Raw genomic sequence first — 22,322 nt, 5'->3', positions numbered from 1 at the left:
GACAACATCGAGTCCGTCTACGGAAGGGGCATGTCCAAGGGATACGCAAAGGTCTACGAGTCCAAAGAGGCAGCACTTGAGTACGACAGGGAGTACCTTCTGAAGAGGAACGGCATCGAGGCAAAGGCCCCCGAGGCAGCAGAGCCCGCAGCTGAGGAGTGATTGTAATGGCAAAAGCAGCAGCACCCAAGGCAGCAATCAAGAAATCAAGTGCATATCAGGTCGACGGAAACACCGTCACAAGGACCAAACAGTTCTGTCCCAAGTGCGGACCCGGAACATTTATGGCAGTCCACAAGGACCGTGTATCCTGCGGATGCTGCGGATACACCGAGTTCACAAAGAAGGACTGAGAAAGGTAAATTCTTCATTCGCCTCCTCCCTCTCAAAAGGAGGCACAGGATCGCCGGGGAGTATCTAACCCCGGCAAATACCCTTTCTTTCTCCAATGGGCCCGTAGTATAGCTTGGATAGCATAGGGGCCTCCGGAGCTCCGGACTCGGGTTCGAATCCCGACGGGCCCGCTTAAGCTTACAGCCAGCATCGATTTTTCAAGGGGCAATAAAAATTAAAAATTGTATGAAGCGATTCTAACGAAGGTACAATAATTGCTGAAACCTCTCAAGAAAATGGGATTGAAACCCATGAGTTCTCCAGATCCAAGGTGAATGAGTATTCATCTATGTCTTCTGACATCTGGTCAACAAATCTGGTGCCATTGATGTCTAACAGGCATGTGCCGCTATACTTGTGGTCTTAGCGGGCTTACTTCTTCCGATAAGTTTTCGGTTGATGGAAAGAAGAAACCTCACGTTTCTAAACAGGTCTTAAGCAGTTCCTAGGGGCCTGTTGACAATCAGATAATGTATTCGGGCATGGAGTCTTTGATTCTGATGATGCCCTTGGCGTTTGCATCGTCTAGTAGATCCTGTATCGTAGTCTCGTTCATGATGTCCATGACGGCCTTCTCTATCTTCATCCACATGTCCACTGTCGTACAGCGGTCCTTTCTGTCGCATTCCACGTTCCCGTCCCTGATGCAAGGTACAGGTGCGATTCCCCCCTCGATCTCTATAACGACCTGTGCGACGGTAATCTCGGAAGCGGGACGGGTCAGCCTGTATCCGCCCTGAGGGCCCCTCTCCCCTCTTACTATATCTGCTTTGGAGAGTGTGGCTACGATTTGCTCCAGGTATTTGATGGAAATGCCCTGCCTCTCGGAGATGTCCTTGATTTTGACCTTTCCGGAATCCTGGAAGGCCGCGATATCCACAAGCATGCGCAATGCATAGCGGGTTTTTGTCGATACATTCACGCCTGGAAATCACCTCTTACGTTATTATCTTTAATGTTGCCTTCAGCTACGTGGGAATCATCCGAACAGTCCTTTGCTCAGATATCTGTCTCCTCTGTCCGGGAGGATCGTGACGATGTTCCCTACCTTGACATCCTCAGCGAGCTTTTGGACTGCTGCAAGGGCAGCACCGGAAGATTGTCCTGCAAGTATTTCTTCGTTCTTCGCCAGTTTACGGCAGACATCATATGCCTCGCTGTCGCTGACTTTGTAGACGCGATCTATCAAGGATACATCCATCGTTTTGGCTATGAAATCATTGCCGATCCCTTCGATCGCATATTCTGATTTCTCTCCACCGCCGATTATGGATCCTACCGGGTCGGCAAGAACACCTTCGATGCCAGGGTTCCTGCTTTTGAGATAGCCTACGACACCGGAGAACGTACCTCCGCTCCCTGCACCCATAACGGCGTAGTCGATTCTCCCTTCCAGATCGCGATAGATCTCTGGACCGGTCGTTTCGAAATGGCAGCGTGGATTGCTCATGTTATCGAATTGCTTGAGGGATATAGAACCAGGTATCTCGGATATGATGCGTTCGGCTTCTGCTACCGCTCCCAGCATTCCCTTTTCTTTCGGTGTGTTCACGATTTCTGCGCCTAGAGCCCTCATGATCTTCTGCTTCTCCTCGGAGAATTTCGTAGGGACTGTGAATATCACTCTGTATCCCTTGTTCAGAGCCGCTAAAGCGATTCCTATCCCAGTATTGCCTGCCGTGGCCTCTACGATGGTGGATCCAGGTTTCAGGATACCGTTCCTTTCCGCATCTGCAATCATGTACGCCCCTACGCGGTCCTTGACGCTCCCAGCCGGGTTACTAAGCTCCAATTTGGCGAACACCCTGATGCCCTCAGGATAGCTCATGTGCTTCAGCTCTACGAGTGGCGTCTCGCCTATCAGTTCTTTGACGGAACCATACAATGTCATAATCTGGACTCCTTGATTGCATTATCAAGGTCGCGGATGATGTCATCGGCATCTTCAATACCGATCGAGAGACGGATCAGCCCATCTGTGATACCTACGGCCTTCCTGATCTCCTCCGGAATGGAGGCATGAGTCATGGTCGAAGGATGGCATGCTAAGGATTCAACGCCCCCGAGACTCTCTGCGAGTGAGATCAGCTCCAGTGATTCGAAGAATCTGTTGAGGTCATGTCCTTCCTTCAGCTCGAAGGAGAGCATTGCACCTCCGTTCTTTGCCTGTTTGGAGTTTATCTCGAATCCTGGATCGGATTTCAGTCCCGGATAGAATATCTTGGACACATCATCGCTGGAGGCCAGATGTTTGGCTACTTTCACCGCGTTCTCCACATGTCTGTCCATCCTGACCGAAAGCGTTTTGATTCCACGGATCAGGAGGAATGAATCAAAGGGCTGCAGCACGCCTCCTGTGGCATTCTGGAGGAAAGCTAATCTTTCAGCAGTCTCCTGGTCGTTCACCACAGCGAGTCCTGCGACGAGGTCGCTGTGACCTCCCAGATACTTCGTTCCGCTATGTACGACGATGTCCGCACCGAGTTCTATCGGGCGCTGGAGATACGGGGTCATGAATGTGTTGTCCACGATCACTTTCACTCCCAATTCATGGGCCACCGCGGAGAATGCCCTGATGTCGGTGATTGACATGAGCGGGTTGGCCGGGCTCTCTAACAGCAATGCCTTCACATCAGGCGTGATCGCCTTTCTGAGATCATCAGGGTCTTCAGATTCTAATATAGTATAATTAATTCCAAAGTTCTTGAAGACCTTATCAAGGACACGGAATGTTCCTCCGTAGACGTTGCGTGAGATGAGTATCCTGTCCCCCGACTTATAAAGAGATAATACTGTAGTAATGGCAGCCATTCCGGATGCGAAGGCAAATCCCGCGACACCGCCTTCAAGTTCGGCTATTAGATCTTCCAATACCTTCCTTGTAGGATTGCCCGTACGTGAGTATTCGAATCCCCTGTTCTTCCCAAGCCCGTCCTGTCTGAATGTCGAAGTCTGATAGATCGGCACATTGACTGCACCCGTGCGTTCATCAATCTGATTACCGCCATGGATCAGTGTCGTTTCTAGCGAGTATTTCCCGCTTGCTATTGTAGTATTCATGACCAGTGATATCTCATTGTAGTATTTTACTATTTTCATATAGGAAATTAATTAAATACTAGTTAGTCGTTAGCGATATTCGGAAGCGACATCAAATGCATCCGAAATATTCGCATCAGAATATTTTGGCAGGATGACGTCCAAAAAGGAAGTGAAAAAAATGTCAAGCAACAACGTTCCAACCGGTCCAAACAACGCAAAGAATCAGAGATTCGAGACCCTCCAGCTCCATGTAGGTCAGGAGCAGCCAGATCCAGTCACCGACTCGAGAGCCGTCCCGATCTACCTCACCACCTCGTATGTGTTCCATAACTCGCAGCACGCAGCCGACAGGTTCGGGCTGAGGGATGCAGGTAACATCTACGGCCGTCTCACGAACACCACCCAAGACGTGCTCGAAAAACGTATCGCAGCCCTGGAGGGAGGTTCGGCCGCTTTGGCCTTGGCTTCGGGTGCAGCCGCGATCACGTACACCATCCTCAACCTTGCAGCAGCAGGTGACAACTTCGTATCGTCAAAGACCATCTACGGAGGATCATTCAACCTCTTCCAGCACACCCTCCCCACATATGGAATCAAGACCAAATTCGTCGAGCCCGATGATTACGCTGCGATCGATGCAGCTATCGACGACAAGACGAAGGCGCTGTTCACCGAGACTCTGGGAAACCCCAACTCGAATGTATCCGATTTCGAGAAACTCTCCGAGATCGCACACAAACATGGCATCCCGTTGGTGGTTGACAACACATTCGCAACCCCCTATCTCATCAGGCCCCTTGAACACGGGGCAGACATAGTAGTGGAATCTGCGACCAAATTCATCGGCGGCCACGGAACCGTGCTCGGAGGTTTGATCATCGAGGGAGGAAAGTTCAATTGGGATAACGGAAAGTTCCCTGGATTGACCGAGCCTGATGAAAGCTACCACGGAGTGAGCTTCTACAAGGCACTCGGCCCAGCGGCATTCGTGACCAGGATCAGAGCTGTCCTCCTCCGTGATACCGGCGCATCCATCTCCCCTGTGACAGCATTCGTCCTGCTCCAGGGGTTGGAGACACTCTCGCTACGTGTGGACAGGCATGTGGAGAACACCCTCAAGGTCCTCGACTATCTGAAGAACAACAAGAAGGTAAGGAGCATAAGCCACCCTTCCTTCCCGGATCAGCCGACTCATGAGATCTACAAGAGATACTTCCCCAACGGTGCCGGATCCATATTCACATTTGATATAGAGGGAACTGAAGATGATGCCAAGAAGTTCATCGACAATCTGGAGCTGTTCTCACTGCTGGCGAATGTGGCGGATGTGAAATCCCTTGTGATCCATCCTGCATCGACCACGCACTCTCAGCTAAACGAGGCAGAACTCAAGGAACAGGGAATATCCCCCTCCACCATTAGGCTGTCCATAGGAACAGAGCATATCGACGACATCCTTGCAGATCTGGAGCAGGCATTCGCGAAGATCCGAATCGAAGAACCTAAACAGACAAAGACTGAGAATAAAGGATTCCTAGGAAGACTGTTTGGAAAGAAGGAGTGATGTAACAAAAAAAGCACGATACTCAAATCAGCCTCGCCCGTATCTTCATCCTCCCGGGCGAGGCAGCCTCCTCAATTATTTTCTCTTTTGCCGTTCACTTATTTTTTGATCGAATGAGCGGGATTTCCGGCATGTGGTTCCACGTTCACTTCAACACATAATCCGTCAGTGTATAGGTCATATGCCAATCCTTCACTACGGACGTTTTGGTTCTATAATCGTCGCAAGAAAGTTCGGCCTTGAGGCGGATAAAGGTGCTCTCATCCCTGTAATCTATCGAATCAATCCTATTGCCGTTTTCATCCGTTATGATCGATTTGATGATCAGGACATTCTTGGTCCCCCATTTGGTTTCCATCGTTGATGATTTGTAGTCATCGAATCTGACCGTTTTGTCCTGGGTAACTGTTCTTTCCAAGGACCGTGTGTTTGAATGGGTTTCCTCCGTTCTCGGATCGATGTAGGTAACTCTCATGGTCGCTATCCTGTCATAAGTGAACTCGGTCGCTGAAGATGATATTATCTCATCATGCTGGGTGCTGCCATCGAAGATATACGAGACGTCGTATCCCGCGATGTTCCCGGTGTACCCGCCGCTCATACGATACTCCATTGTGGTGCCGGGGCCCCAATCCAAAAAGAATTCGCCTTTTCCTCTCTCGTCATCAAGGTGCATGGCGTATGCGATTGCCAATATGATGACGACGATCGCAACGGAGACCGTTATCGCCCTGGTTTTCCCCATGATTGGAGATGTGGGATCACGTAATAATAAGCTATCATTGTCGGTGCAAGGAAGCGGCATCATCGTTCATATGCGAATGACTATTGCGAATCTGTCAAAGCTCTCGATCCATGTCTAAGTGCACCAACTTTTATTCTTCAGAAGGGATACCAAGATTTATGGACAGGATGCCGAAGCTCATCATCGTAGCCGTAATCACAGCGGTGGCCATCGTCGGGGCCATAGCGATCTCTGACGTTTTCAAAGATAAGGAACCTACGCTGCGTGCAGAGGTGATCGAGGTCCAACACGGAAACACCATCGTTCTGGATATCGGTATGGACGATCTGAAGGGTCTCGGGGCAGAGATAGGCGATGATATCCTGGTGAAGACCGATGACGATGCGAACCTGTTCCTTCTCTCCCCCAATGCGAAATACAAGGCAGTACCTGTTTATGGCGGGTACATCACCGATGAATCTGGAAAGATCACCTTAGGATACGCCACTTGCAACCACGTCACCCTGGATTTCAAGGTCGGCGACGTTCTCACCCTTTCTCGCGAGGGAAGGAATCCGAACGTTGACAAGTTACCGAACTATCTGAATGGGCATAGCGACGATCCCGATGATTATGATGATATGGTTAAGTTCGCCAATATACGTGAGGTCAGCGGAGGCGATCTGTTATCTGATTCGATATACCGTTCAGCATCGCCTTGGAACGTCGGCAATCGCAGCCTTATCACCGATGAATTCTACAGAGAGCTAGGGATCGAGTACATGATCTGTTTGAACATGGATGAAGATGAAGTGGCCGAATATGCGGAGAAGATGCCGGATGCATATGCGAGCAGATTGTACAGGGAAGGCAAGGTGTCGTGTCAGTTATGCCATGCGGCAGTCCATTCGTATCCTGACGAGATCGGATTCCTGATCGATTCCCTCCTCGAAGCAGAAGGGAAGACGGGGGTCTTCTGTTCATACGGCAAGGACCGTACTGGTTTCTACTGCGCTGTCATCGAAGGTCTCGCCGGAGCGACCTACGATGAGATCCTGAAAGATTTCATGACCTCTTTCTGCAACTGCTATAACATCGAGGAAGGCAGCGAGGAATACGAAATAATATCGGAGTATTATCCGAAACGTGTGTTCTATCTGTATGATCATACCGAACTGATAGGACATCCGGAGAAAGTGGATTGGAACAAAATAGAATTCGAGAAGTTCTATCCCGAAGAGGTATTCACCAAGTATCTTGTGGATTATGTCGGAATAGATGCCGACAAGGTCGCAAAGGTCAAGGAAAAGCTTACCGGCGGGATTTGAAACGCGATATCATAAATTTCGGTCAGAGTCCGATGGATCGTTTCGAAGAATGTTCCCGATCTGAATTTGTAAGGGAGGGGGTGACCCCCCTATTTAAATCGGTTTGTCTTAGGCCTTGTCCCAATGCGCATACAGTTTGGTATCCGATGTGAACTGGGTGTCGGTGGTAACTTCTTTGCCTCCATCGGGTTCCGTGAACCAGCCGTCGAACAGATAACCCTCCCTGACGGGGTCCATCGGGAGTTGGGGGAACGAGAAGACGAAGAGGGTCAGAGATAGATATTCGATCTCTTCGGGGTCGAGGACCCCGCTCAACTGCCTGTCGAAGACTTGACAACATGATGTAGTTCAAAATCGGGAATTTCGGTCTATGGAGTTGCAATATTAAACTGCGACTCCAGTTTCTTCGATGAGCGTGCTTCGCCATCTGGTTAAATTCTTTATTATATCGAATTGTAATATCCCGTAATTATGAAGGGCCGTATCCTGCCAAGGAAGGAGCTAGCAGAGCTGCCTAAGACTGTCCACGGAGGACAGGCATGGAGATTGGAGGGTGTAGAGGACTTCAGCCACAACCTCAATCCTTTCGGACCGCCGGAGAACATAGGTGAGATAATAGCTTCAGCGGTCAAGGATATCGGTCATTACCCTGATGATTCTTGTGCAGAGTTGAAGGAGACCGTTTCCAAGGTCTTCAACATCGATGTCGACTGCATTACGGTAGGTGCGGGGTCATCGGACATCATAAGGAATTTCCCCAACACGTTCTTCAAGCCAGGAGACACAGTAGTTCTGAATAGACCAAGTTTCGCCGAATATGCGCAACAGTGCAGGATAGTCGGGGCGAACATACTTTGGAACGAACTGAAACCTGAGGATGATTTCAGGATCGATTTGGATTCTTTGATGTACAACGTAGGGGACAGCAGCAAAGCCCTTTACATATGCAATCCCAACAATCCCACCGGAAGGGTGGAGCCCAGGGACAAGATAATGAGCATAGTGAGGGAATGCGAGGATCGCGGGATCATGGTGTTCCTGGATGAAACATTGCTCGAACTGGTCCCCGGTTATGCTGACATCACACTGTCGGGAATGGTCGATAAATTCAGCAACCTGGTGGTCGCCACTTCCTTGACGAAATCATTCGCGATCCCTGGAATCAGAATCGGTTTCGGTCTGTCGAATCCGGATATAATATCGGAGATGGAGAAGGTGAGGATGACCTGGAATGTCGGCCAGATAGAGCAGACAGTCGCCAATGTCCTTCTCAGGGATTATCTCGATTACGTGGATCATGCTGCCGCAGTCATGGGTGAGGAATCAGAGATATTGAACTCTTCATTGAACAGCATCGGTTTCCCGGCAGGGCCGGTATCGGATTCGTTCTTCTATTTCAACGACATCAGCTCTCTGGAAATGGATTGTGCCGTTTTCCAGAAGAAGATGCTCTCCCACGGCATCATGGTGAGGGATTGTTCATCCTTCGGACCTCAATTCTCATCCTATGTGAGATATAGCGTAAAGGACAGGGAACGTAACTGCCGTTTCTTGGCGGCAGTCGATTCCGTAATAAATGGGTGATCCCTTGGAATTATGGCTGGACGCGCTTGCTATAATCGTTCTGGCCATAATGATAGACCGCTTCATAGGGGATGTTCCCAACGCCATCCATCCCCTCAGATGGATGGGTAATCTGCTGGATGCGATCGATAAGAGGGTCAAGACCAGGGACAAGATATCCACATCCGTCATCGGTTTTCTCTCGTACCTGCTGGTTTTCATCATATTCGGTGGGATCGGGATCCTATTGATCGCACTCATTCATGGGCTGGTCTCAGACTATGATGATGTATGGGGAGAAGCCGCTTGGATTATCATTTCCGCATTCATCTTCAAGATTCAGTTCGCCATATTCTCATTCAGGAAGCACTGTAACCCAATCTGTGAGGATCTCGATGCTGGAAGGGTGGAGGATGCCGCCGCCAAGGTCCAGATGATCGTCAGTCGCAACACCAAAGGGATGGATGCGGAGCATATTGCATCATCCTGTTGTGAGACCGTATCAGAGAATCTTGTGGACAGCATACTGTCCCCCACATTCTATTTCGGACTTCTAGGTATCCTGGGTTCTATCATGTTCAGGTGTTCCAATCTGATGGATGCGATGTGGGGGTATCTCAATGACAGATATGGAAGGCTAGGATTCTTCCCTGCCAAATTCGATGATGTCCTCGGTTGGTTCACATCAAGGGTATCGCCATTCTTTGTAGCTCTGGCAGCCTTGTTCCTACGTATGGATTGGAGGGCGGCAGTACCTGCTGCAAGAGAAGAGCATACGAAGACTCCCAGCCCTAACAGCGGGTGGCCGATGACCGCCGTATCGGCAGCTTTGGGCATATCAATGGAGAAGAGGAACGTATACGTCATGGGGAAGGGACCGCTACCCACAACAAGGGACGTCCAGCGCTGCATGAGGCTGGTCGAATTGACATCTATATTGTTCATGCTCCTGATCAGTTTCCCGTTATACGCATTCTTGGGGATACATGTTCAACTGTTCTTTGAGGACCTCATCCTCTCCGTATTACCTTTATAAGTGAGAAACACATCAGATGTGTACTGGTCAGAACATCCATCCAGCTAAGACGAGGATTTTCAATGGGCGCACTGAGAGCATTGGTATCATTCTACACGATCTTCCACATGAATATCACGCAGGAGGACATGGATGATATGGAGACAAGGTTCCATCTTACACCTCTTGTTGGTCTGATATTTGGATTCCTCGTGATGCTTGTTTCGATATTCATGCTCGTGCTCTCGGAGACCATAGGCTTCGGTAACGGTCTCGTGACAGCAGTTCTTGTGCTTCTGACAGTATATGCGGGAAGCAAATTCCTTCATTTCGACGGTCTCACGGATTTCGGTGACGGAATGATCGTATCTGGACAGCAGTCCGATCACATACGTGCCCTGAAGGATACCCTAGTCGGTGCCGGAGGGATCGGCGTGGCGCTGATCACAGTACTGTGCAGCGTTGCGTTCTATTCCATGTTCGGTAATAGGGCCTTGATGATACTGGTGTTCCCAGCTGTAGAGGTCTTCGTGAAGAATGCGATGGTCATAGCTGCATCTCTGGGAAAGCCAGGGAACGGAATGGCGGCCAGACAGGTCGAGAGGACAACGTCCCGCTCGGCTGTTCTCGGCGTGTTCGTCAGTATATTCGCACTCATTATCCTGTTCGCAGTGGGAGGGCTGTTCCTTAACATCTATTCGGAGATCCCATGGGATGAAATCCTGCCGGTAATGCTCATCACAGCCGTGTCCGGGATGGTCATCTCGGCGGTAGTCGGATACGTGATGGCAAGGACGGCCAACAGGGTCTTCGGAATGGTCAACGGGGACATCCTCGGAGCGACCAATGAGGTGTCCAGACCATTCCTTGTGTTCTTCATAATGCTCTTCATCCAGCTCTACCTAACGGTGATGTGAAATGGAGGCTCTTGTCCATGCTGGCGGAAAGGGCACGCGTATGGGCAAGTGCGGAATTGAGAAACCGATGATGAAGGTCGGCGACAAATGCACCGTTGAAAGGGTGATAGATGCTCTGAAAGGCGCAAAGAAAGTCGACAGGATATTGGTATCGGTAAGCGATAACACGCTGGAGACGGAGAAGTATCTCAAGAGCATCGGGATCGAGACTGTTAGGACCTCAGGCGATGATTTCATGGGAGATCTGCATCAGGCGCTCGAATGCCTCAGCGGAGATTATGTCCTGACCACGCCATCAGACCTTCCGCTGATAACTTCAGAAATCTTCGATAGTATCATCGATTACTTCAACCCGGGGATCATGGATTCTCTGCTGGCGGTCATCGATGAGGAGGTCGTTCGCAGCATCGGAATCATACCCTCGTACACTCGCGAGGAACGTGGGAACAAGTGGGTGCTCTCAGGCGTATCCGTCATAGACAGAAAGAAAACGCTGGCTGGAGAGTATTTGACCGAGACTTTGTATGAGACCAACTGGCCCGAACTATCGGTCAACGTCAACACGCAGTTGGAATTGGATCTGGCCCGTTCCTTCCACAAGGAATGATCAGTCGAATTCTATTATTCCTTTGTAGATCTCATGGACCTTGTCCCTCAGATCGTCAGCAGTGATCTTTCCAGCACTTGTTATGATTGCGCCCACGGAGGATCCTCCGCATCCTGTTCCTTCTTTGATATATCCCCACTCATAGGCTTGGAGCCCTTCGTAGGGGCTGTCAGTGTAATCCACATTGACGTAAAGGATCGGGATCCTGTCCGAGATGCAGTCCATTATCTTCTTCATGTTGGAGTTGGGATCGTTCATCAGCCATCTGGTGGTTCCCTGCATGAAGTTTCCGACGATCTCAGGGTGCAGTTTCACCGCCGTTGCCATGACTGCCGCAAGCTGAGTTCCTCCTCCTACGATGACAGGCACATGCTTGGCTGCACCGCAGAGGATTCCGACGTTGGCGGGCATCATCGGGTCACCGAAGCATTCTATTGCTTTCAATGGTTTGTCGGCATAATCTCCGGGAGAGATTCCAGCTGTCTCCAGAGCCTCCTTTACGAGTTTGCTCTTGAGCTCCTTGGGGTTCTTCGGAGAACTGCTGCTTACCAGGTTCTCCTTCAGCACTCCCATGGCAGTCATCACTGCCAGAGCGGTGGTCGTGCCTCCTGCGCAGCTCTCGCTGATAATTACGAAAGCATTGTCCCTGGCCAGTTGCTCTCCGAGTCTGTATCCCTTCTCATAGATGGTCCTTACATTCTCGACTGCGTGGGCTGTGGTGATCTTCTGGCCGCATTTTCCTCCGAGGTAGAAGCGTGGTATGTCCGGTTCGACATAGCATCCTCCGTCTACGATGAAGAATTGCATCCCTGAGAGGTCGAGTGCCGCCTTGGTAAGGGTTGCGGGAGTCGGGATTCCTCCAGGGTTGATCGGGACGCCCTTGATACAGGTCGTCTTTCCGTTGACCAGCAGTTCAGCATCTGCAGCACCAGTGTATAGGGTGAGTTCGGGAGTGTCTCCGGCATCCGAGACCCCCGGAATGCTGGACGTCATGGTACTGGCCACCGTGCAGGTGAATACTCCTCTCTTTCCCCAGATGCGGGAAAGGATGTCTTTTGCGATTTTCTCATCCCCGTACAATCCCAGGGATGGCGGTATATCGAATTCTGTCATTTGATTCACCTTTTGTTGGTCAGCAGCATGTTGACCAGATTATTGAGCGGAAGGATCTCATCTTCCTTTCTGCCCAGGTCAATGGTGGTCCATAGCGGTACATTCATTAAGATATGTTCTCCCGTGACACACGAAGTTCCGTGGTCCACGAAATAGATGATATTGTCGACATCCGAGAAGTATTCGGACATGAGCCTGTCCGTTCTTTCGAGAATCTCTTTCTTCTTGAACGGATCCTTCTGATGGCCGTATTCATCCACCTCATCTATGTGAAGGAATACATCCCCATGCTCCAAGGCCTCTTTGGCCACGGGGAACCTGTCCTCCACCTGTTCTACATGCTGGAAGGCACATCCCAATGAGGCGCAAACGCCTAGTGCGGTAGGGCTGTTCGATACGACTTTCATATTGTTTATTCCCGGGATGATGTCATACTGTTTTCCGAACTTACCGCATCCCCAGGGATAATCGGTAATGCCTCCCATATCGTCCCATATGGCCCTGAGGAACTCTCCGAGCTTGCCAGGAATTCTAACCAGAGGCGCATCGACTGGAGGTCCTGGCAGTTCAGGGACATAGTCCGATTCCATAGTCAGGATCGCCCTTCCGCCTATGAAGTACCTTATCTGAGGGTCGTATTCGTCCAATATGTGGAGGTTCTTGTTCACTGTCGAAATCAATTCTTCTTTGAACTCTTCGGCATGATATGACCAATGGATCATGTTGTTATGGATCTCTGCGGGGCTGAGCCTGTATGCCGTTCTCTTGGGATCTTTGATATCCAAGAGTCCTACGCCCATAGCCTCGATCGCAGCTCTGGACATCTCCGGGGGATGTCCTGTGAAGAATTCGTTAAGGAACAGATGTGTGTATCCGCGTCCTGTCGTCGTGTATCTATGACAGGCTTTGGATCTGAGGAAAGGCATATCCGCGACCTCGTAAGGCTTCTTTCCGCCCAATAGCGGATTGGGATGGTCCTCAGCCCCGTCGAGGAGCACGAATAGCACATTGCTCATTTTATCTGAGAATTGGACATGTATTCCAGAGATAAAGGCATATGGATGGTTGTATCCACCATCTATTAATAGATTTTTTCAAAGACGGTTTGCCGCAATAGCAGCCTGGCCTATAGAAACTCCGCCGTCACCGTTGGGTACTTCGTTGTGCAGGATGGGTTGGTGTTCGGTGCTTGATACAAGCTCTTTGAACATATTCGTGATCGTACTGTTGTAGGAGACTCCTCCGGTGATCCCTATGTAATCTATTCCCGATGAATCCGCCTCGTCCGATGCTGATTGGACAAGCTTCTCCATGATGTTGTACACGATGGAGTACGCGACGTCCTCCTTCTTCTCCTTGGTCTTATGGAAGAGGTGTGCAGTCCTTACGCAACCATCGACGATATCTGTCTCGAAACCTTCGACCAGTTTTCCTCTGGCCAGCAGTGGTTCGAGCTTCATGGCGGGCTCTCCGTCATATGTTCTGTATTCACAGATCCCGAGCCAGTAGGAAAGAGCGTCTAATATCCTCCCGAATGAGGATGTGCGGACACTGGTGTCCATAAGTTTTCTGAGGATGAAGGCTTCCTTATCCGTGAAACTGTTGTTCTCGACTCCGTTCATCTCATCTATCGCGAACTTGAGCCTTCTGAGGTCGTAAAGTGCCCTCTCGGATCCCAGCAAAGGAATCGTTTCCAGATGGGCGACCCTTTTGTATGAGTTAAAGTCGGCTTTCAGGACCTCTCCGCCCCATGCTGTCCCATCGTCACCGTGGCCGGTACCGTCCAGAGTCAGAGCGACACAGGATTCGACTCCCGAATCCACCATAAGTGATGCGGCATGGGCCCAATGATGCTGAACTTCTATCAGTTCCGCTCCGAATTCTTGGCTTAGCCTCTTTCCCAGTGGTCTATTGGAGTATCCTGGGTGAAGGTCGATGGCGAAGATCAAAGGCTTGCAGTTAAGGAATCCTATCTGCGTCCTTACTGCTTCTTCAAGGTATTCAGGTACACCAATCTTCTCTCCGTTCCCGATATACTGTGTAGGCCAGATGTTACCATCCAGAGCTACGGCGGCAGTAAGATTCTCCTGGGGGCCGAGGCCGACCGCGCAGCCCTTCGGCGATATCGGGAGGTGGTATGGAACGTTCCCTCTGGACCTGCGGATGTACTGCGTATTGGTCCCCATAGCTCTGACAACTGTATCGTCTGCGCGGTTCAGAATAGGTTGGTCATGCAACAGGTACAGGTCAGCTCCGAGTTCCTTAATCCTTGAATCATCGACGATCATAGGTTCTCCAGGGATATTGGCAGATGTCATGACCAGAGCATCATGATTGAGTTTTGAGAAAAGCAAGTGATGCATCCCTGTGTATGGTAGGAACATCCCTATGTTGTCAAGGCCGGGAGATGCAAGTTCGGTCAGATCCGATGGCTTCTTCTTGACTAGTACTATAGGCCTGTTGGGTGAACCAAGGAGCATCTCTTCGAACGGTGTCGGATCTCCATAATTCTTCAGAGACTCCATGTCGCGTGCCATAATGGCGAAGGGTTTCTCCTTCCTGCCGTACCATTCCCTGAGTTTACCGAGATTGTCCAAGGTACAGCAGATATGCATGCCTCCCCAGCCTTTGACCACTGCAATGCAGCCTGCGTCGAGATTCTTAGCCAGAGATGCGATCGGGTCCGCCGTATTCATCGGTGCCTTGTCGTTCTCCAAACGATATCTGGGTCCGCAATTCGGACAGCATATCGTCTGATGATGGAATCTTCTGTCAACGGGATCTTTGAATTCCTTCAAGCAGTCCGGACAGAGGGGGAACGAGTCCATCGACGTAAGGGGGCGGTCGTAGGGCATACCTTTCAGCAGGGTGAAGCGCGGACCGCAGTTTGTGCAGGTCGTAAAAGGGTAGTTCCTGCGTCTTCCGGGAGACAGCATCTCCTTCAGGCAATCGTCGCAGATGGCGCTGTCAGCAGGAATGGATGCCCCTTCCCCGAGTTGTTTGGACATATTGATGCTGAAACCCTTGGGGCCTCTGTAATCCGATTCCTGACAATCGACGGATTCTATAACGGCCAGTGGTGGCAGGTCTTCCTTGATGGCTTTCAGCAGCTCCTATCCGCGGTCAGTGTCTATGACGACATCGGAACCGTTGTTCCAAACGCTGCCAGAGGCTCCGACCTTTACGGCCGAACGGTATACGGTCGGTCTGAAGCCGACACCCTGGACAGTCCCGCGGATTAGTATCCTCATGGCCGGCATATCTCAATTCACATTATAGATAGGTTTGGCAGAGCGTGACTGATCAGGCCATCTATTATCTATGAAGAGGGACAATCAAACGCTCAGTGAGACTATGGAGAAGACCAACCCTATGAGGCATTTGGATAGGCTCAAGATCCCTTACGAGGCCATATACTACGACGGGCAGGGCCTTAATGGAATGGAGATCGCAGAGGCAAATGGCCAGGACCCCAACAGGGTATTCAAGTCTCTGATGACAGTAGGGAAGGAGAAGTGCTACTATTGTTTCCTTGTCCCTGTAACTGGCGAACTGGATCTGAAGAAGGCTGCTGCCGCAGTGGGTGAGAAGTCAGTTTCCATGCTCAAATCGGATCAGCTGCTGCCACTGATGGGCTATGTCCACGGCGGTTGTTCGCCTTTGTGTACCAAACGTCCAGTGACGATCACGATCGATGAGACTGCAAAGGATGCCGACTACATGTATTTCAGTGCAGGCAAGGTCGGGTGTCAGCTAAAAGTCAATGTTGGGGATCTCCCGAAGATGATGAAGTTCCAGTTTGCTAACATACGGAAATGTCTGGATTGAAAAAAATGGGGAGGGTTCCCTCCCCTGTTTCATTTTTTGTACATCACGTTCTCTTTCTCTAATTCTTCAAGTATTCTCTTTCTCAAAGCCGTAAATTCGGGTGTTGTACGATCACGAGGTCTTTCCCATGGAACGGTGATTATCTCTTTAACCACGGAAGGGCGCTTAGAAAGAATTACAACACGATCTGACAAGAAGAGAGCCTCATCCACTGAGTGTGTGATGAATATCACAGTCTGCTCTGTCTTGGCCAGAATATCAACTAATTGAGCCTGCATGATGTTTCTTGTTTGAGCGTCTAGAGCACCGAACGGTTCGTCCATAAGGATGACATCAGGGTGGTTAACAAGAGCACGTGCTATCCCTACACGTTGTTTCATTCCTCCTGAGAGTTCATGGACCTTTGCATTTTTGAAGTCTCCAAGGCCTGCTAGTTCGAGATATTTCTCCGCTCTCTGACGACGTTCTTCCTTAGGGACCTTGGCTACTTCCATACCGAATTCGACATTCCTTCTTACGGAGCGCCAAGGGAAGAGTGCAAAGTCCTGGAAGACCATTCCTCTGTCAGCTCCAGGTTCGTTGACCTCCTTTCCAGCGATTGTGATTTTGCCTTCTGTAGGTTCCAACAAACCTGCAATCATACGTAGGATCGTAGTTTTACCGCATCCTGATGGTCCTACGATCGATACGAGCTCTCCTTTATTGATCTTCAAGTCTATGCGATCAATTGCTACTATTTCTTCTTCGTCTTTCCTGTATGTCTTACGTATGCCATCAATGACGATGAATTCGTCCCCTTCTTTCACATTAATAATAGAGTCGCTCATTCCATCCCCATCCTTTTAGCTATTGTTTTCTGAGCATATTCGGACACACTAGTTGTTAAGATCCCCAGTATTGCGATTATTACCAGTATTGCAAATACACTGGGCCAGAGACTATTCTGACACATGCTCTGGAGACAGTAGCCCACTCCAATAGATACTGGAGAGTACATCTCTGCTGCTACGATACACATCCATCCTACACCCAGACCGATTTTCACTCCATTCATTAAATAGGGTACGGCACTTGGTACCATGACCTTGGTAAAGACTTGTGTCTTGTTGGCCCCAAGAGTTTTTGCTGCATCTACTAGGTTCTGGTCTATCTTCTTGACACCAAAGATGATATTGGTGAGAAGCGGGAAGAAGATACCAATGAATACGACAAGTATCGGTCCGACACTATAGTTTATACCATAGATGAAAACAGGGGCCCATGCGATAGGTGCAATTGGTCTGAGAACTTCAATCATGGGTGTGACGAACGTGTTAAGCATCTTGGAGTAGCCGAGGAACAGTCCAAGGGGAAGTGCAATGACTAATGCAAGAAGGAATCCTTCGATGAACAGGCTTAATGATGACCAGATGATGCTCCACGCGGACTGGTGAGAGTAGCCGTTGTTGAAGAAGTCAATGAGTGCCTCAAAAGTTTCGGCAGGAGTCGGGAAGACATTGGTGTTTGCCATTATGGATAGAAGCCACCAAATCTCTACGAACATAATCAGAGATAGGAACACTATCATGCATGTTCTTCCGAACCTGTGATATTTGTTATTCTCGTCGTACTTAAACATCAGATCTCCACCTCTTTCAACATAATCTTCTTACCGTTGATGGTGGCGCTGGTAATTGGCGGTGCCCCCATGAATCCTAGGTCGGACTGACCACTGAGAAGATCCTGGGCCACAGCTCCACCATTGGCTAATGCCTTTATGTTAACATTGAGGCCATATTTCTCGAAGATTCCTAGAGACTTGGCTACCTGTACAGCAATTTGATGAATGTCACCGTCAATGGCTGCAATATTGATCGTTGATGTTGCATTTCCAGTGTAGGCTTTCTTTTCCATAGCTTTTTTCAGGTAACTGTTGTCGACAAAGGCATCAGCCAATTCATTGTAGGTTTTGAAACCGAGTTCCTTTAAGGTTACTTTGATTCCGCCTAATTTTGTCAGGTTTTCAGCCAAGGTTGCAATGTCAACCTTTAATTCGCCTAGATCAGCAGTACCTGCGGTATCACTATAAGTATAAACAACTCCGTCAAGAGCTTCTTTGATTACATCTTCGGTTAGGCCAGGGATGTTATCTTTGCATATCTTGATTAGTTCTGCGTATTTTTCTCCAGATTTATCTGATTTAGCTTCGTTGATGTAGTCAACAGCTTCTACGAAGGCACTCAGGAATCTGACCGTTTCATCCGAATGGCTGTCGAGATAATTCTGATATCCGGCAATCAAACAGCAAGTGTGACCAGGGAACAATTGGTTGGTAGTGATCATTTCGTCGAAGTATTCGCTATCCACTATGTAGTGATACTGAGGTTCCCAAAGGATGCCTCCATCTAAAATGGATTTGTTGTTGATAGCATGAGTGTAGTTCTGGATATTATCCACGAAATAGACTGTATCTGAGGACTTCGTACTTTCTGAGTTGAATTTTTCGAATTTCAATCCAAGGGAATCCTGTACTATTTCCATAAGCTGAACATGTTGGATGGTACTTGCTCCAGGAGTACCGAAGACCTTCCCTCCCCATGCTTCAGGTTTGAATGTGATCTTTCCTTCAGCAGATACGGTAAGGAAATCCTCCGCATTGTACTCGGAAGCAATGTAGATTCCAGAACCATCAGTGTTGACTCTCGATATTAGCGAAACATCTTTTACAACGACAACCTCGCTCGTGTCATGAGCGATAATTTTCTTTCCATTCACTGTAGCGCTGGTGATCGGAGGTGCTCCCATGAATCCTAGGTCGGACTGACCGCTGAGAATATCTTGTGCTACCGCTCCGCCGTTTCCTAGTGCCCTTAGGTTAACATCAAGTCCGTATTCTCCGAAGTATCCGAGTGATCTAGCAACCTGAACTGCTATCTGGTGAATATCTCCATCGATCGCCGAGACATTCACCGTCGATTTGGTTCCGGAGTAAGATTTGTATTTCAAAGCTTTAGTCAGGTATTGGTCATCTATGAATGCCTTGGCAAATTCCTCATAGCTGTCGAAACCAAGTTCTGAAATCTGAACTTTGATACCTCCCAAATTGGTCAGGTTCTCGGTCAAGGATGCGATATCAGACTCAAGAGCGGAAAGGTTTGAAGTACCTTTTTTGTCGCTGTATGTGTACACAACCCCGTGAAGAGCCTCTATAATGACTTCCTCAGTTAAACCAGGGATGTTATCTTTGCATATCTGAATCAGTTGCTTGTACTTTTCACCGCTGGGGTCTTCTTTCGCTTCATTTACGAAATCTACTGCTTTGATATAGGCCGCGAGGAATCTAATGGTTTCATCAGAGTGGTTGTCTAGGAAATCCTGGTAGCCTGTAATGAGACAGCAGGTATGGCCAGGGAATAAGATATTTGTTGTAACCATTTCATCGTAATAATCGCTGGAGGTGATGTAGTGATATTGAGGCTCCCAGAGGATGCCTCCATCTAGAATGCTTCTGTTGTTTATAGCATGGGTGTAGTTCTGGATGTTGTCGATATAATACACAGTATCAGAGGATTTTTTCCCTCCTTCGTTGTATTTTTCAAACTTCATCCCGAGCTCATTCTGTACAATTCCCATAAGTTGAACATGTTGAATTGTACTTGCCCCAGGCGTTCCAAATACTTTTCCGCCCCAAGTTTCCTTATTGAAAGTTACTTTTCCGCTGGAGGAAACGGTTAGAAAATCACTTGCATCATATTGTTCAGATAGATATATCCCCGAGCCATCTGTGTTCACTCTGGCGATCAGAGAAAGTTCTTTGGATATATCCTTCGTGTGCTCATGTTCATCTTGGTTTTCCAGAGCGATAATCGCACCGGCAGCGATTATCTCAATGAGTACAACGATGATTACCATTTGTTTTGTTCTAATGGTTACACTTCCTTTATGAATTGCACGGCATGATTGTTTTATAACCTTATTGGGAAATTTTTTCCTAATTGTACAATTAAATAATTGTTGTCTCTAAAAGTATTTGGATGTATGATAAAAGAAGGAGTTTAACCCTGCTTTAATAAGCAGGGGATTGACAATCAGTCGTGGTGGTGACCGCAGCAGCATTCGTCATGCTCGTGGTCGTGATCATGGTGATGGTGCTCATGCTCATGTTCGTGGCAGTGGCATTCCTCATCATGGTCGTGGTGATGGTGGTGCTCGTGTTCACAGCAGCACTCATCATCATCGCAACAGCACTTGCATTTACACTCGTGGAAGTCCCCGTAGTAGTTGTTGACGATCACGGTGCCTGACTTGGTGTGGATGTGCTCGCTCTTGCAGCAGTGATCATGGTGGTGTTCATGGCCGCTGCAGCACTCGTCATGCTCGTGGTCGTGATCATGGTGATGGTGCTCATGCTCATGTTCGTGGCAGTGGCATTCCTCATCATGGTCGTGGTGATGGTGGTGCTCGTGTTCACAGCAGCACTCATCATCATCCTCGCAGCAATCGCAGCAGCATTTGCAACAGCATGCGTAGTAATCGCCGTAGTAGTTGTTGACGATTACTGTCTTTCCGTGCTCATGCTCATGGTGATGATCATGATCGTGGCAGTGGCATTCATCACCATGGTCGTGGTGGTGATGGCAGTGGCATTCGTGCTCATCGATCTCATACAGGAGGCCGCTGTCATCGATCGCATCATGCATCTTGTGATGGAGCTCGTGCTCATCAACATCGAGAACAGCGGACATGAATGTGAAGTTGACCTTGTCCTGAGGGGGGAGTTCCCCATGCTTCTCGACTCCGTTGCTCAAGTCTGTAAGGTTGAGTGTGACTCCTGAACCGTCATCCAGAGTGACGGCGGCTTTGATATGGCCGAGCAGTTGTCCTGCTTCGGACTGTACCCATTTGCCGACGACAAGCATCGCACTGCAGAGCCTGGCTTCCGAATCGGCATTCCAGCATCCGATCCTTCCGGTGACTCCGGTGGCAACTCCGCCGGCTTCTTCCAAAGATGTCTTTTCTCCGCTCATTTCATCATCTCGTAAACTTCATCCAGATTCTCTCCGGTCTTGGCAGAGATCACCATGACTTTTTTGTCCGGGAACTCTTTCTTGAACCATCCGGTGATGGATTCCACCTGACCCGGTTTGGCCAGATCCTTCTTGTTGATGAGCACGAAATCCGCACCCATCATCTGTCTCTTTATGAATTCCTCCTTCTTGCTTATAAGGAGCTCGAATCTCTCTACGTCTGAGATTCCTATGATGTATGTCCCTTCAGAATCGATCCCGGAGCTGCGAACCAGTTCCTTCACCTTATGGGGAAGCGCTAATCCGGTAGGCTCTATGATGATGATATCGGGGTCAATATCTTCCTCGATATTCGTCAGTGCACTCTGCAGGGTTCCGGAAAGGGAGCAGCAGATGCATCCGTCAGGGAGTTCTATCGCATCATACCCCTCAGCTTTGAGGGTGGCGCCATCCACACCGATCTCTCCGGATTCGTTGACCAGGAGAGCGGTTTTTAGTCCACGCTTTGTGTACATGGAAGCTAGTTTCATCAGAAGGGTGGTCTTTCCACTTCCTAGGAATCCGCCCAATATGTATACGAACATAATTGTTGAGAAGAGTACACTGATATAAGGAATGTTCGTTTGTTCTTCTATATAATTCAATCTTCTTTTAAGGGAAGAATCCATGGTATAGGCATAATCTCTGCTGGGTTTGATAAATGGTTAAAAACCCCTCAATTGAGGTTAAAGTTTTTACTCTTAGTCATTGATTCATACCCTGATATGTCTATCCTGATAGCGTATGATGGCAAGGCTGACACGGAGGCAGCTTTGGATTACGCCACAAAATTATCCGTAGGACTCAACGAACCGCTATACATTCTCACCGTCGCTACCAAGGAGCAGATGGATCCCGAGGATATCGATCCAACGATTCAGGAGTATATGCAGGCCGCACAGCAGAAGGCCATGCAGGGCGGGTTATGCGATGTGCATACCATCATTGAGGTCGGAAGGCCCGACGATGTCATCCTAGAGGTTGCTGAGAGGTTCCAATGCGATGCCATCGTTGTGGGAAGGCCCGATAGATCCCGTTTGGACAGGATGGTCATGGGAAGTGTTTCTCAGAAGCTGGTGGAGAATTCCGAATGTCCAGTGGTCATCGTTCCCACTCCCGATGAAGAGGAATAAGTCTCTTCTGAACAATTTCAAATTCTGAAAAGAGCAAAAGATTCGGATAT

At 49.0% G+C, this 22,322-nt stretch carries 21 protein-coding genes, 1 tRNA gene and 2 pseudogenes (1 of these 24 only partly in view); 11 read left to right on the top strand and 13 right to left on the bottom strand.

Features of this window, described 5'->3' with window-relative positions; translation table 11 throughout:
- From E7Z62_06830 to E7Z62_06820, 3 genes and pseudogenes are all read left to right on the top strand, one after another.
- Positions 1–162, top strand: a pseudogene (locus E7Z62_06830) (hypothetical protein); it begins 336 nt to the left of the window's first position.
- Positions 163–167: 5 nt separating this feature from the next.
- Positions 168–353 (top strand): 30S ribosomal protein S27ae, encoded by a 186-nt coding sequence (locus E7Z62_06825; GenBank protein MBE6522819.1) that lies wholly within the window; start codon positions 168–170, stop codon positions 351–353.
- A gap of 97 nt (positions 354–450) precedes the next feature.
- A tRNA-Arg gene (locus E7Z62_06820) sits at positions 451–524 on the top strand.
- Between the two features lie 332 nt (positions 525–856).
- On the opposite strand, the gene E7Z62_06815 is transcribed toward E7Z62_06820, so the two are convergent.
- Genes E7Z62_06815 through E7Z62_06805 form a run of 3 tightly spaced genes read right to left on the bottom strand, consistent with a single transcriptional unit; the run spans position 857 to position 3,453 of the window.
- Positions 857–1,315, bottom strand: a complete 459-nt coding sequence (locus E7Z62_06815) for an Rrf2 family transcriptional regulator (protein ID MBE6522818.1) — start codon at positions 1,313–1,315, stop codon at positions 857–859.
- Positions 1,316–1,372: 57 nt separating this feature from the next.
- Positions 1,373–2,284 carry a cysteine synthase family protein gene (locus E7Z62_06810; protein ID MBE6522817.1) on the bottom strand — a complete coding sequence of 304 codons (912 nt, stop codon included), beginning with the start codon at positions 2,282–2,284 and terminating at the stop codon, positions 1,373–1,375.
- Positions 2,281–3,453 (bottom strand): PLP-dependent transferase, encoded by a 1,173-nt coding sequence (locus tag E7Z62_06805; GenBank protein ID MBE6522816.1) that lies wholly within the window; start codon positions 3,451–3,453, stop codon positions 2,281–2,283. The genes E7Z62_06810 and E7Z62_06805 overlap by 4 nt, the downstream gene beginning before the upstream one ends.
- A 160-nt stretch (positions 3,454–3,613) precedes the next feature.
- On the opposite strand from E7Z62_06805, the gene E7Z62_06800 reads away from it, so the two are divergent.
- The gene (locus E7Z62_06800) at positions 3,614–4,999 is read left to right on the top strand and encodes an aminotransferase class I/II-fold pyridoxal phosphate-dependent enzyme (GenBank protein ID MBE6522815.1); all 1,386 of its coding nucleotides are present in this window, start codon (positions 3,614–3,616) and stop codon (positions 4,997–4,999) included.
- Between the two features lie 145 nt (positions 5,000–5,144).
- On the opposite strand, the gene E7Z62_06795 is transcribed toward E7Z62_06800, so the two are convergent.
- A complete protein-coding gene (locus E7Z62_06795) occupies positions 5,145–5,744 on the bottom strand; it encodes a hypothetical protein (protein MBE6522814.1) in 600 nt (199 codons plus the stop codon).
- A 110-nt stretch (positions 5,745–5,854) separates the two neighbouring features.
- Between E7Z62_06795 and E7Z62_06790 the strand changes: the two genes are divergently transcribed.
- Positions 5,855–7,051 carry a tyrosine-protein phosphatase gene (locus tag E7Z62_06790; protein MBE6522813.1) on the top strand — a complete coding sequence of 399 codons (1,197 nt, stop codon included), beginning with the start codon at positions 5,855–5,857 and terminating at the stop codon, positions 7,049–7,051.
- A 108-nt stretch (positions 7,052–7,159) separates the two neighbouring features.
- On the opposite strand, the gene E7Z62_06785 is transcribed toward E7Z62_06790, so the two are convergent.
- Complete coding sequence (locus E7Z62_06785) at positions 7,160–7,288, bottom strand: hypothetical protein (GenBank protein ID MBE6522812.1); 129 nt, start codon at positions 7,286–7,288, stop codon at positions 7,160–7,162.
- Between the two features lie 234 nt (positions 7,289–7,522).
- Between E7Z62_06785 and E7Z62_06780 the strand changes: the two genes are divergently transcribed.
- From E7Z62_06780 to E7Z62_06765, 4 genes are all read left to right on the top strand, one after another.
- A complete protein-coding gene (locus tag E7Z62_06780; GenBank protein ID MBE6522811.1) occupies positions 7,523–8,635 on the top strand; it encodes a histidinol-phosphate aminotransferase family protein in 1,113 nt (370 codons plus the stop codon).
- Between the two features lie 4 nt (positions 8,636–8,639).
- On the top strand, positions 8,640–9,650 hold the full coding sequence (gene cobD / locus E7Z62_06775; protein ID MBE6522810.1) for a cobalamin biosynthesis protein CobD: 1,011 nt from the start codon (positions 8,640–8,642) through the stop codon (positions 9,648–9,650).
- 62 nt (positions 9,651–9,712) lie between these two features.
- The gene (locus E7Z62_06770; GenBank protein ID MBE6522809.1) at positions 9,713–10,546 is read left to right on the top strand and encodes a hypothetical protein; all 834 of its coding nucleotides are present in this window, start codon (positions 9,713–9,715) and stop codon (positions 10,544–10,546) included.
- 1 nt (position 10,547) lies between these two features.
- Positions 10,548–11,153 carry a GTP--adenosylcobinamide-phosphate guanylyltransferase gene (locus E7Z62_06765; protein MBE6522808.1) on the top strand — a complete coding sequence of 202 codons (606 nt, stop codon included), beginning with the start codon at positions 10,548–10,550 and terminating at the stop codon, positions 11,151–11,153.
- Here the strand turns inward: E7Z62_06765 and E7Z62_06760 are convergent, their stop codons facing one another.
- The 3 genes and pseudogenes from E7Z62_06760 to hypF form a co-directional block, all read right to left on the bottom strand.
- Positions 11,154–12,266, bottom strand: a complete 1,113-nt coding sequence (locus E7Z62_06760) for a TIGR00303 family protein (protein MBE6522807.1) — start codon at positions 12,264–12,266, stop codon at positions 11,154–11,156.
- 5 nt (positions 12,267–12,271) lie between these two features.
- Entirely contained in the window at positions 12,272–13,282 is a 1,011-nt protein-coding gene (locus E7Z62_06755; protein ID MBE6522806.1) for a phosphoglycerate mutase, read from the bottom strand.
- Positions 13,283–13,360: 78 nt separating this feature from the next.
- Positions 13,361–15,517: pseudogene (hypF, locus tag E7Z62_06750) on the bottom strand (carbamoyltransferase HypF).
- A gap of 103 nt (positions 15,518–15,620) precedes the next feature.
- On the opposite strand from hypF, the gene E7Z62_06745 reads away from it, so the two are divergent.
- Complete coding sequence (locus E7Z62_06745) at positions 15,621–16,094, top strand: aminoacyl-tRNA deacylase (GenBank protein MBE6522805.1); 474 nt, start codon at positions 15,621–15,623, stop codon at positions 16,092–16,094.
- 29 nt (positions 16,095–16,123) lie between these two features.
- On the opposite strand, the gene E7Z62_06740 is transcribed toward E7Z62_06745, so the two are convergent.
- From E7Z62_06740 to E7Z62_06720, 5 genes are all read right to left on the bottom strand, one after another.
- Positions 16,124–16,921 (bottom strand): ABC transporter ATP-binding protein, encoded by a 798-nt coding sequence (locus E7Z62_06740; GenBank protein ID MBE6522804.1) that lies wholly within the window; start codon positions 16,919–16,921, stop codon positions 16,124–16,126.
- Positions 16,918–17,715 (bottom strand): ABC transporter permease, encoded by a 798-nt coding sequence (locus E7Z62_06735; GenBank protein MBE6522803.1) that lies wholly within the window; start codon positions 17,713–17,715, stop codon positions 16,918–16,920. The genes E7Z62_06740 and E7Z62_06735 overlap by 4 nt, the downstream gene beginning before the upstream one ends.
- Positions 17,712–19,985 (bottom strand): hypothetical protein, encoded by a 2,274-nt coding sequence (locus tag E7Z62_06730; GenBank protein ID MBE6522802.1) that lies wholly within the window; start codon positions 19,983–19,985, stop codon positions 17,712–17,714. Before E7Z62_06730 ends, E7Z62_06735 begins: the two co-directional genes overlap by 4 nt.
- 176 nt (positions 19,986–20,161) lie before the next feature.
- Positions 20,162–21,100: a hypothetical protein gene (locus tag E7Z62_06725; protein MBE6522801.1), complete on the bottom strand. Its 939-nt coding sequence runs from the start codon at positions 21,098–21,100 to the stop codon at positions 20,162–20,164.
- Positions 21,097–21,684 carry a GTPase gene (locus E7Z62_06720; protein ID MBE6522800.1) on the bottom strand — a complete coding sequence of 196 codons (588 nt, stop codon included), beginning with the start codon at positions 21,682–21,684 and terminating at the stop codon, positions 21,097–21,099. The genes E7Z62_06725 and E7Z62_06720 overlap by 4 nt, the downstream gene beginning before the upstream one ends.
- A gap of 180 nt (positions 21,685–21,864) precedes the next feature.
- Here E7Z62_06720 and E7Z62_06715 point away from each other — a divergent pair, with 180 nt between their 5' ends.
- Positions 21,865–22,272 carry a universal stress protein gene (locus E7Z62_06715; GenBank protein MBE6522799.1) on the top strand — a complete coding sequence of 136 codons (408 nt, stop codon included), beginning with the start codon at positions 21,865–21,867 and terminating at the stop codon, positions 22,270–22,272.
- The last annotated feature ends 50 nt before the right edge of the window (positions 22,273–22,322 follow it).

This window comes from Thermoplasmata archaeon (genome assembly GCA_015063285.1).
Lineage (GTDB): Archaea > Thermoplasmatota > Thermoplasmata > Methanomassiliicoccales > Methanomethylophilaceae > Methanoprimaticola.
The sequence above is the reverse complement of the archived record's forward strand: the minus strand, read 5'-3'. Positions and strand labels throughout refer to the sequence as shown.

Bases quoted from the DNA above. Each gene is read 5' to 3' on its own strand.
- E7Z62_06765 (MBE6522808.1), top strand. From the start codon at position 10,548: ATGGAGGCTCTTGTCCATGCTGGCGGAAAGGGCACGCGTATGGGCAAG.
- E7Z62_06810 (MBE6522817.1), bottom strand. From the start codon at position 2,284: ATGACATTGTATGGTTCCGTCAAAGAACTGATAGGCGAGACGCCACTC.
- E7Z62_06730 (MBE6522802.1), bottom strand. From the start codon at position 19,985: ATGGTAATCATCGTTGTACTCATTGAGATAATCGCTGCCGGTGCGATT.
- E7Z62_06760 (MBE6522807.1), bottom strand. From the start codon at position 12,266: ATGACAGAATTCGATATACCGCCATCCCTGGGATTGTACGGGGATGAG.
- E7Z62_06825 (MBE6522819.1), top strand. From the start codon at position 168: ATGGCAAAAGCAGCAGCACCCAAGGCAGCAATCAAGAAATCAAGTGCA.
- E7Z62_06745 (MBE6522805.1), top strand. From the start codon at position 15,621: ATGGAGAAGACCAACCCTATGAGGCATTTGGATAGGCTCAAGATCCCT.
- E7Z62_06740 (MBE6522804.1), bottom strand. From the start codon at position 16,921: ATGAGCGACTCTATTATTAATGTGAAAGAAGGGGACGAATTCATCGTC.
- E7Z62_06770 (MBE6522809.1), top strand. From the start codon at position 9,713: ATGGGCGCACTGAGAGCATTGGTATCATTCTACACGATCTTCCACATG.
- E7Z62_06805 (MBE6522816.1), bottom strand. From the start codon at position 3,453: ATGAATACTACAATAGCAAGCGGGAAATACTCGCTAGAAACGACACTG.
- E7Z62_06785 (MBE6522812.1), bottom strand. From the start codon at position 7,288: ATGGACCCCGTCAGGGAGGGTTATCTGTTCGACGGCTGGTTCACGGAA.
- E7Z62_06780 (MBE6522811.1), top strand. From the start codon at position 7,523: ATGAAGGGCCGTATCCTGCCAAGGAAGGAGCTAGCAGAGCTGCCTAAG.
- E7Z62_06725 (MBE6522801.1), bottom strand. From the start codon at position 21,100: ATGAGCGGAGAAAAGACATCTTTGGAAGAAGCCGGCGGAGTTGCCACC.
- E7Z62_06720 (MBE6522800.1), bottom strand. From the start codon at position 21,684: ATGTTCGTATACATATTGGGCGGATTCCTAGGAAGTGGAAAGACCACC.
- E7Z62_06800 (MBE6522815.1), top strand. From the start codon at position 3,614: ATGTCAAGCAACAACGTTCCAACCGGTCCAAACAACGCAAAGAATCAG.
- E7Z62_06715 (MBE6522799.1), top strand. From the start codon at position 21,865: ATGTCTATCCTGATAGCGTATGATGGCAAGGCTGACACGGAGGCAGCT.
- E7Z62_06790 (MBE6522813.1), top strand. From the start codon at position 5,855: ATGTCTAAGTGCACCAACTTTTATTCTTCAGAAGGGATACCAAGATTT.
- E7Z62_06755 (MBE6522806.1), bottom strand. From the start codon at position 13,282: ATGAGCAATGTGCTATTCGTGCTCCTCGACGGGGCTGAGGACCATCCC.
- E7Z62_06795 (MBE6522814.1), bottom strand. From the start codon at position 5,744: ATGGGGAAAACCAGGGCGATAACGGTCTCCGTTGCGATCGTCGTCATC.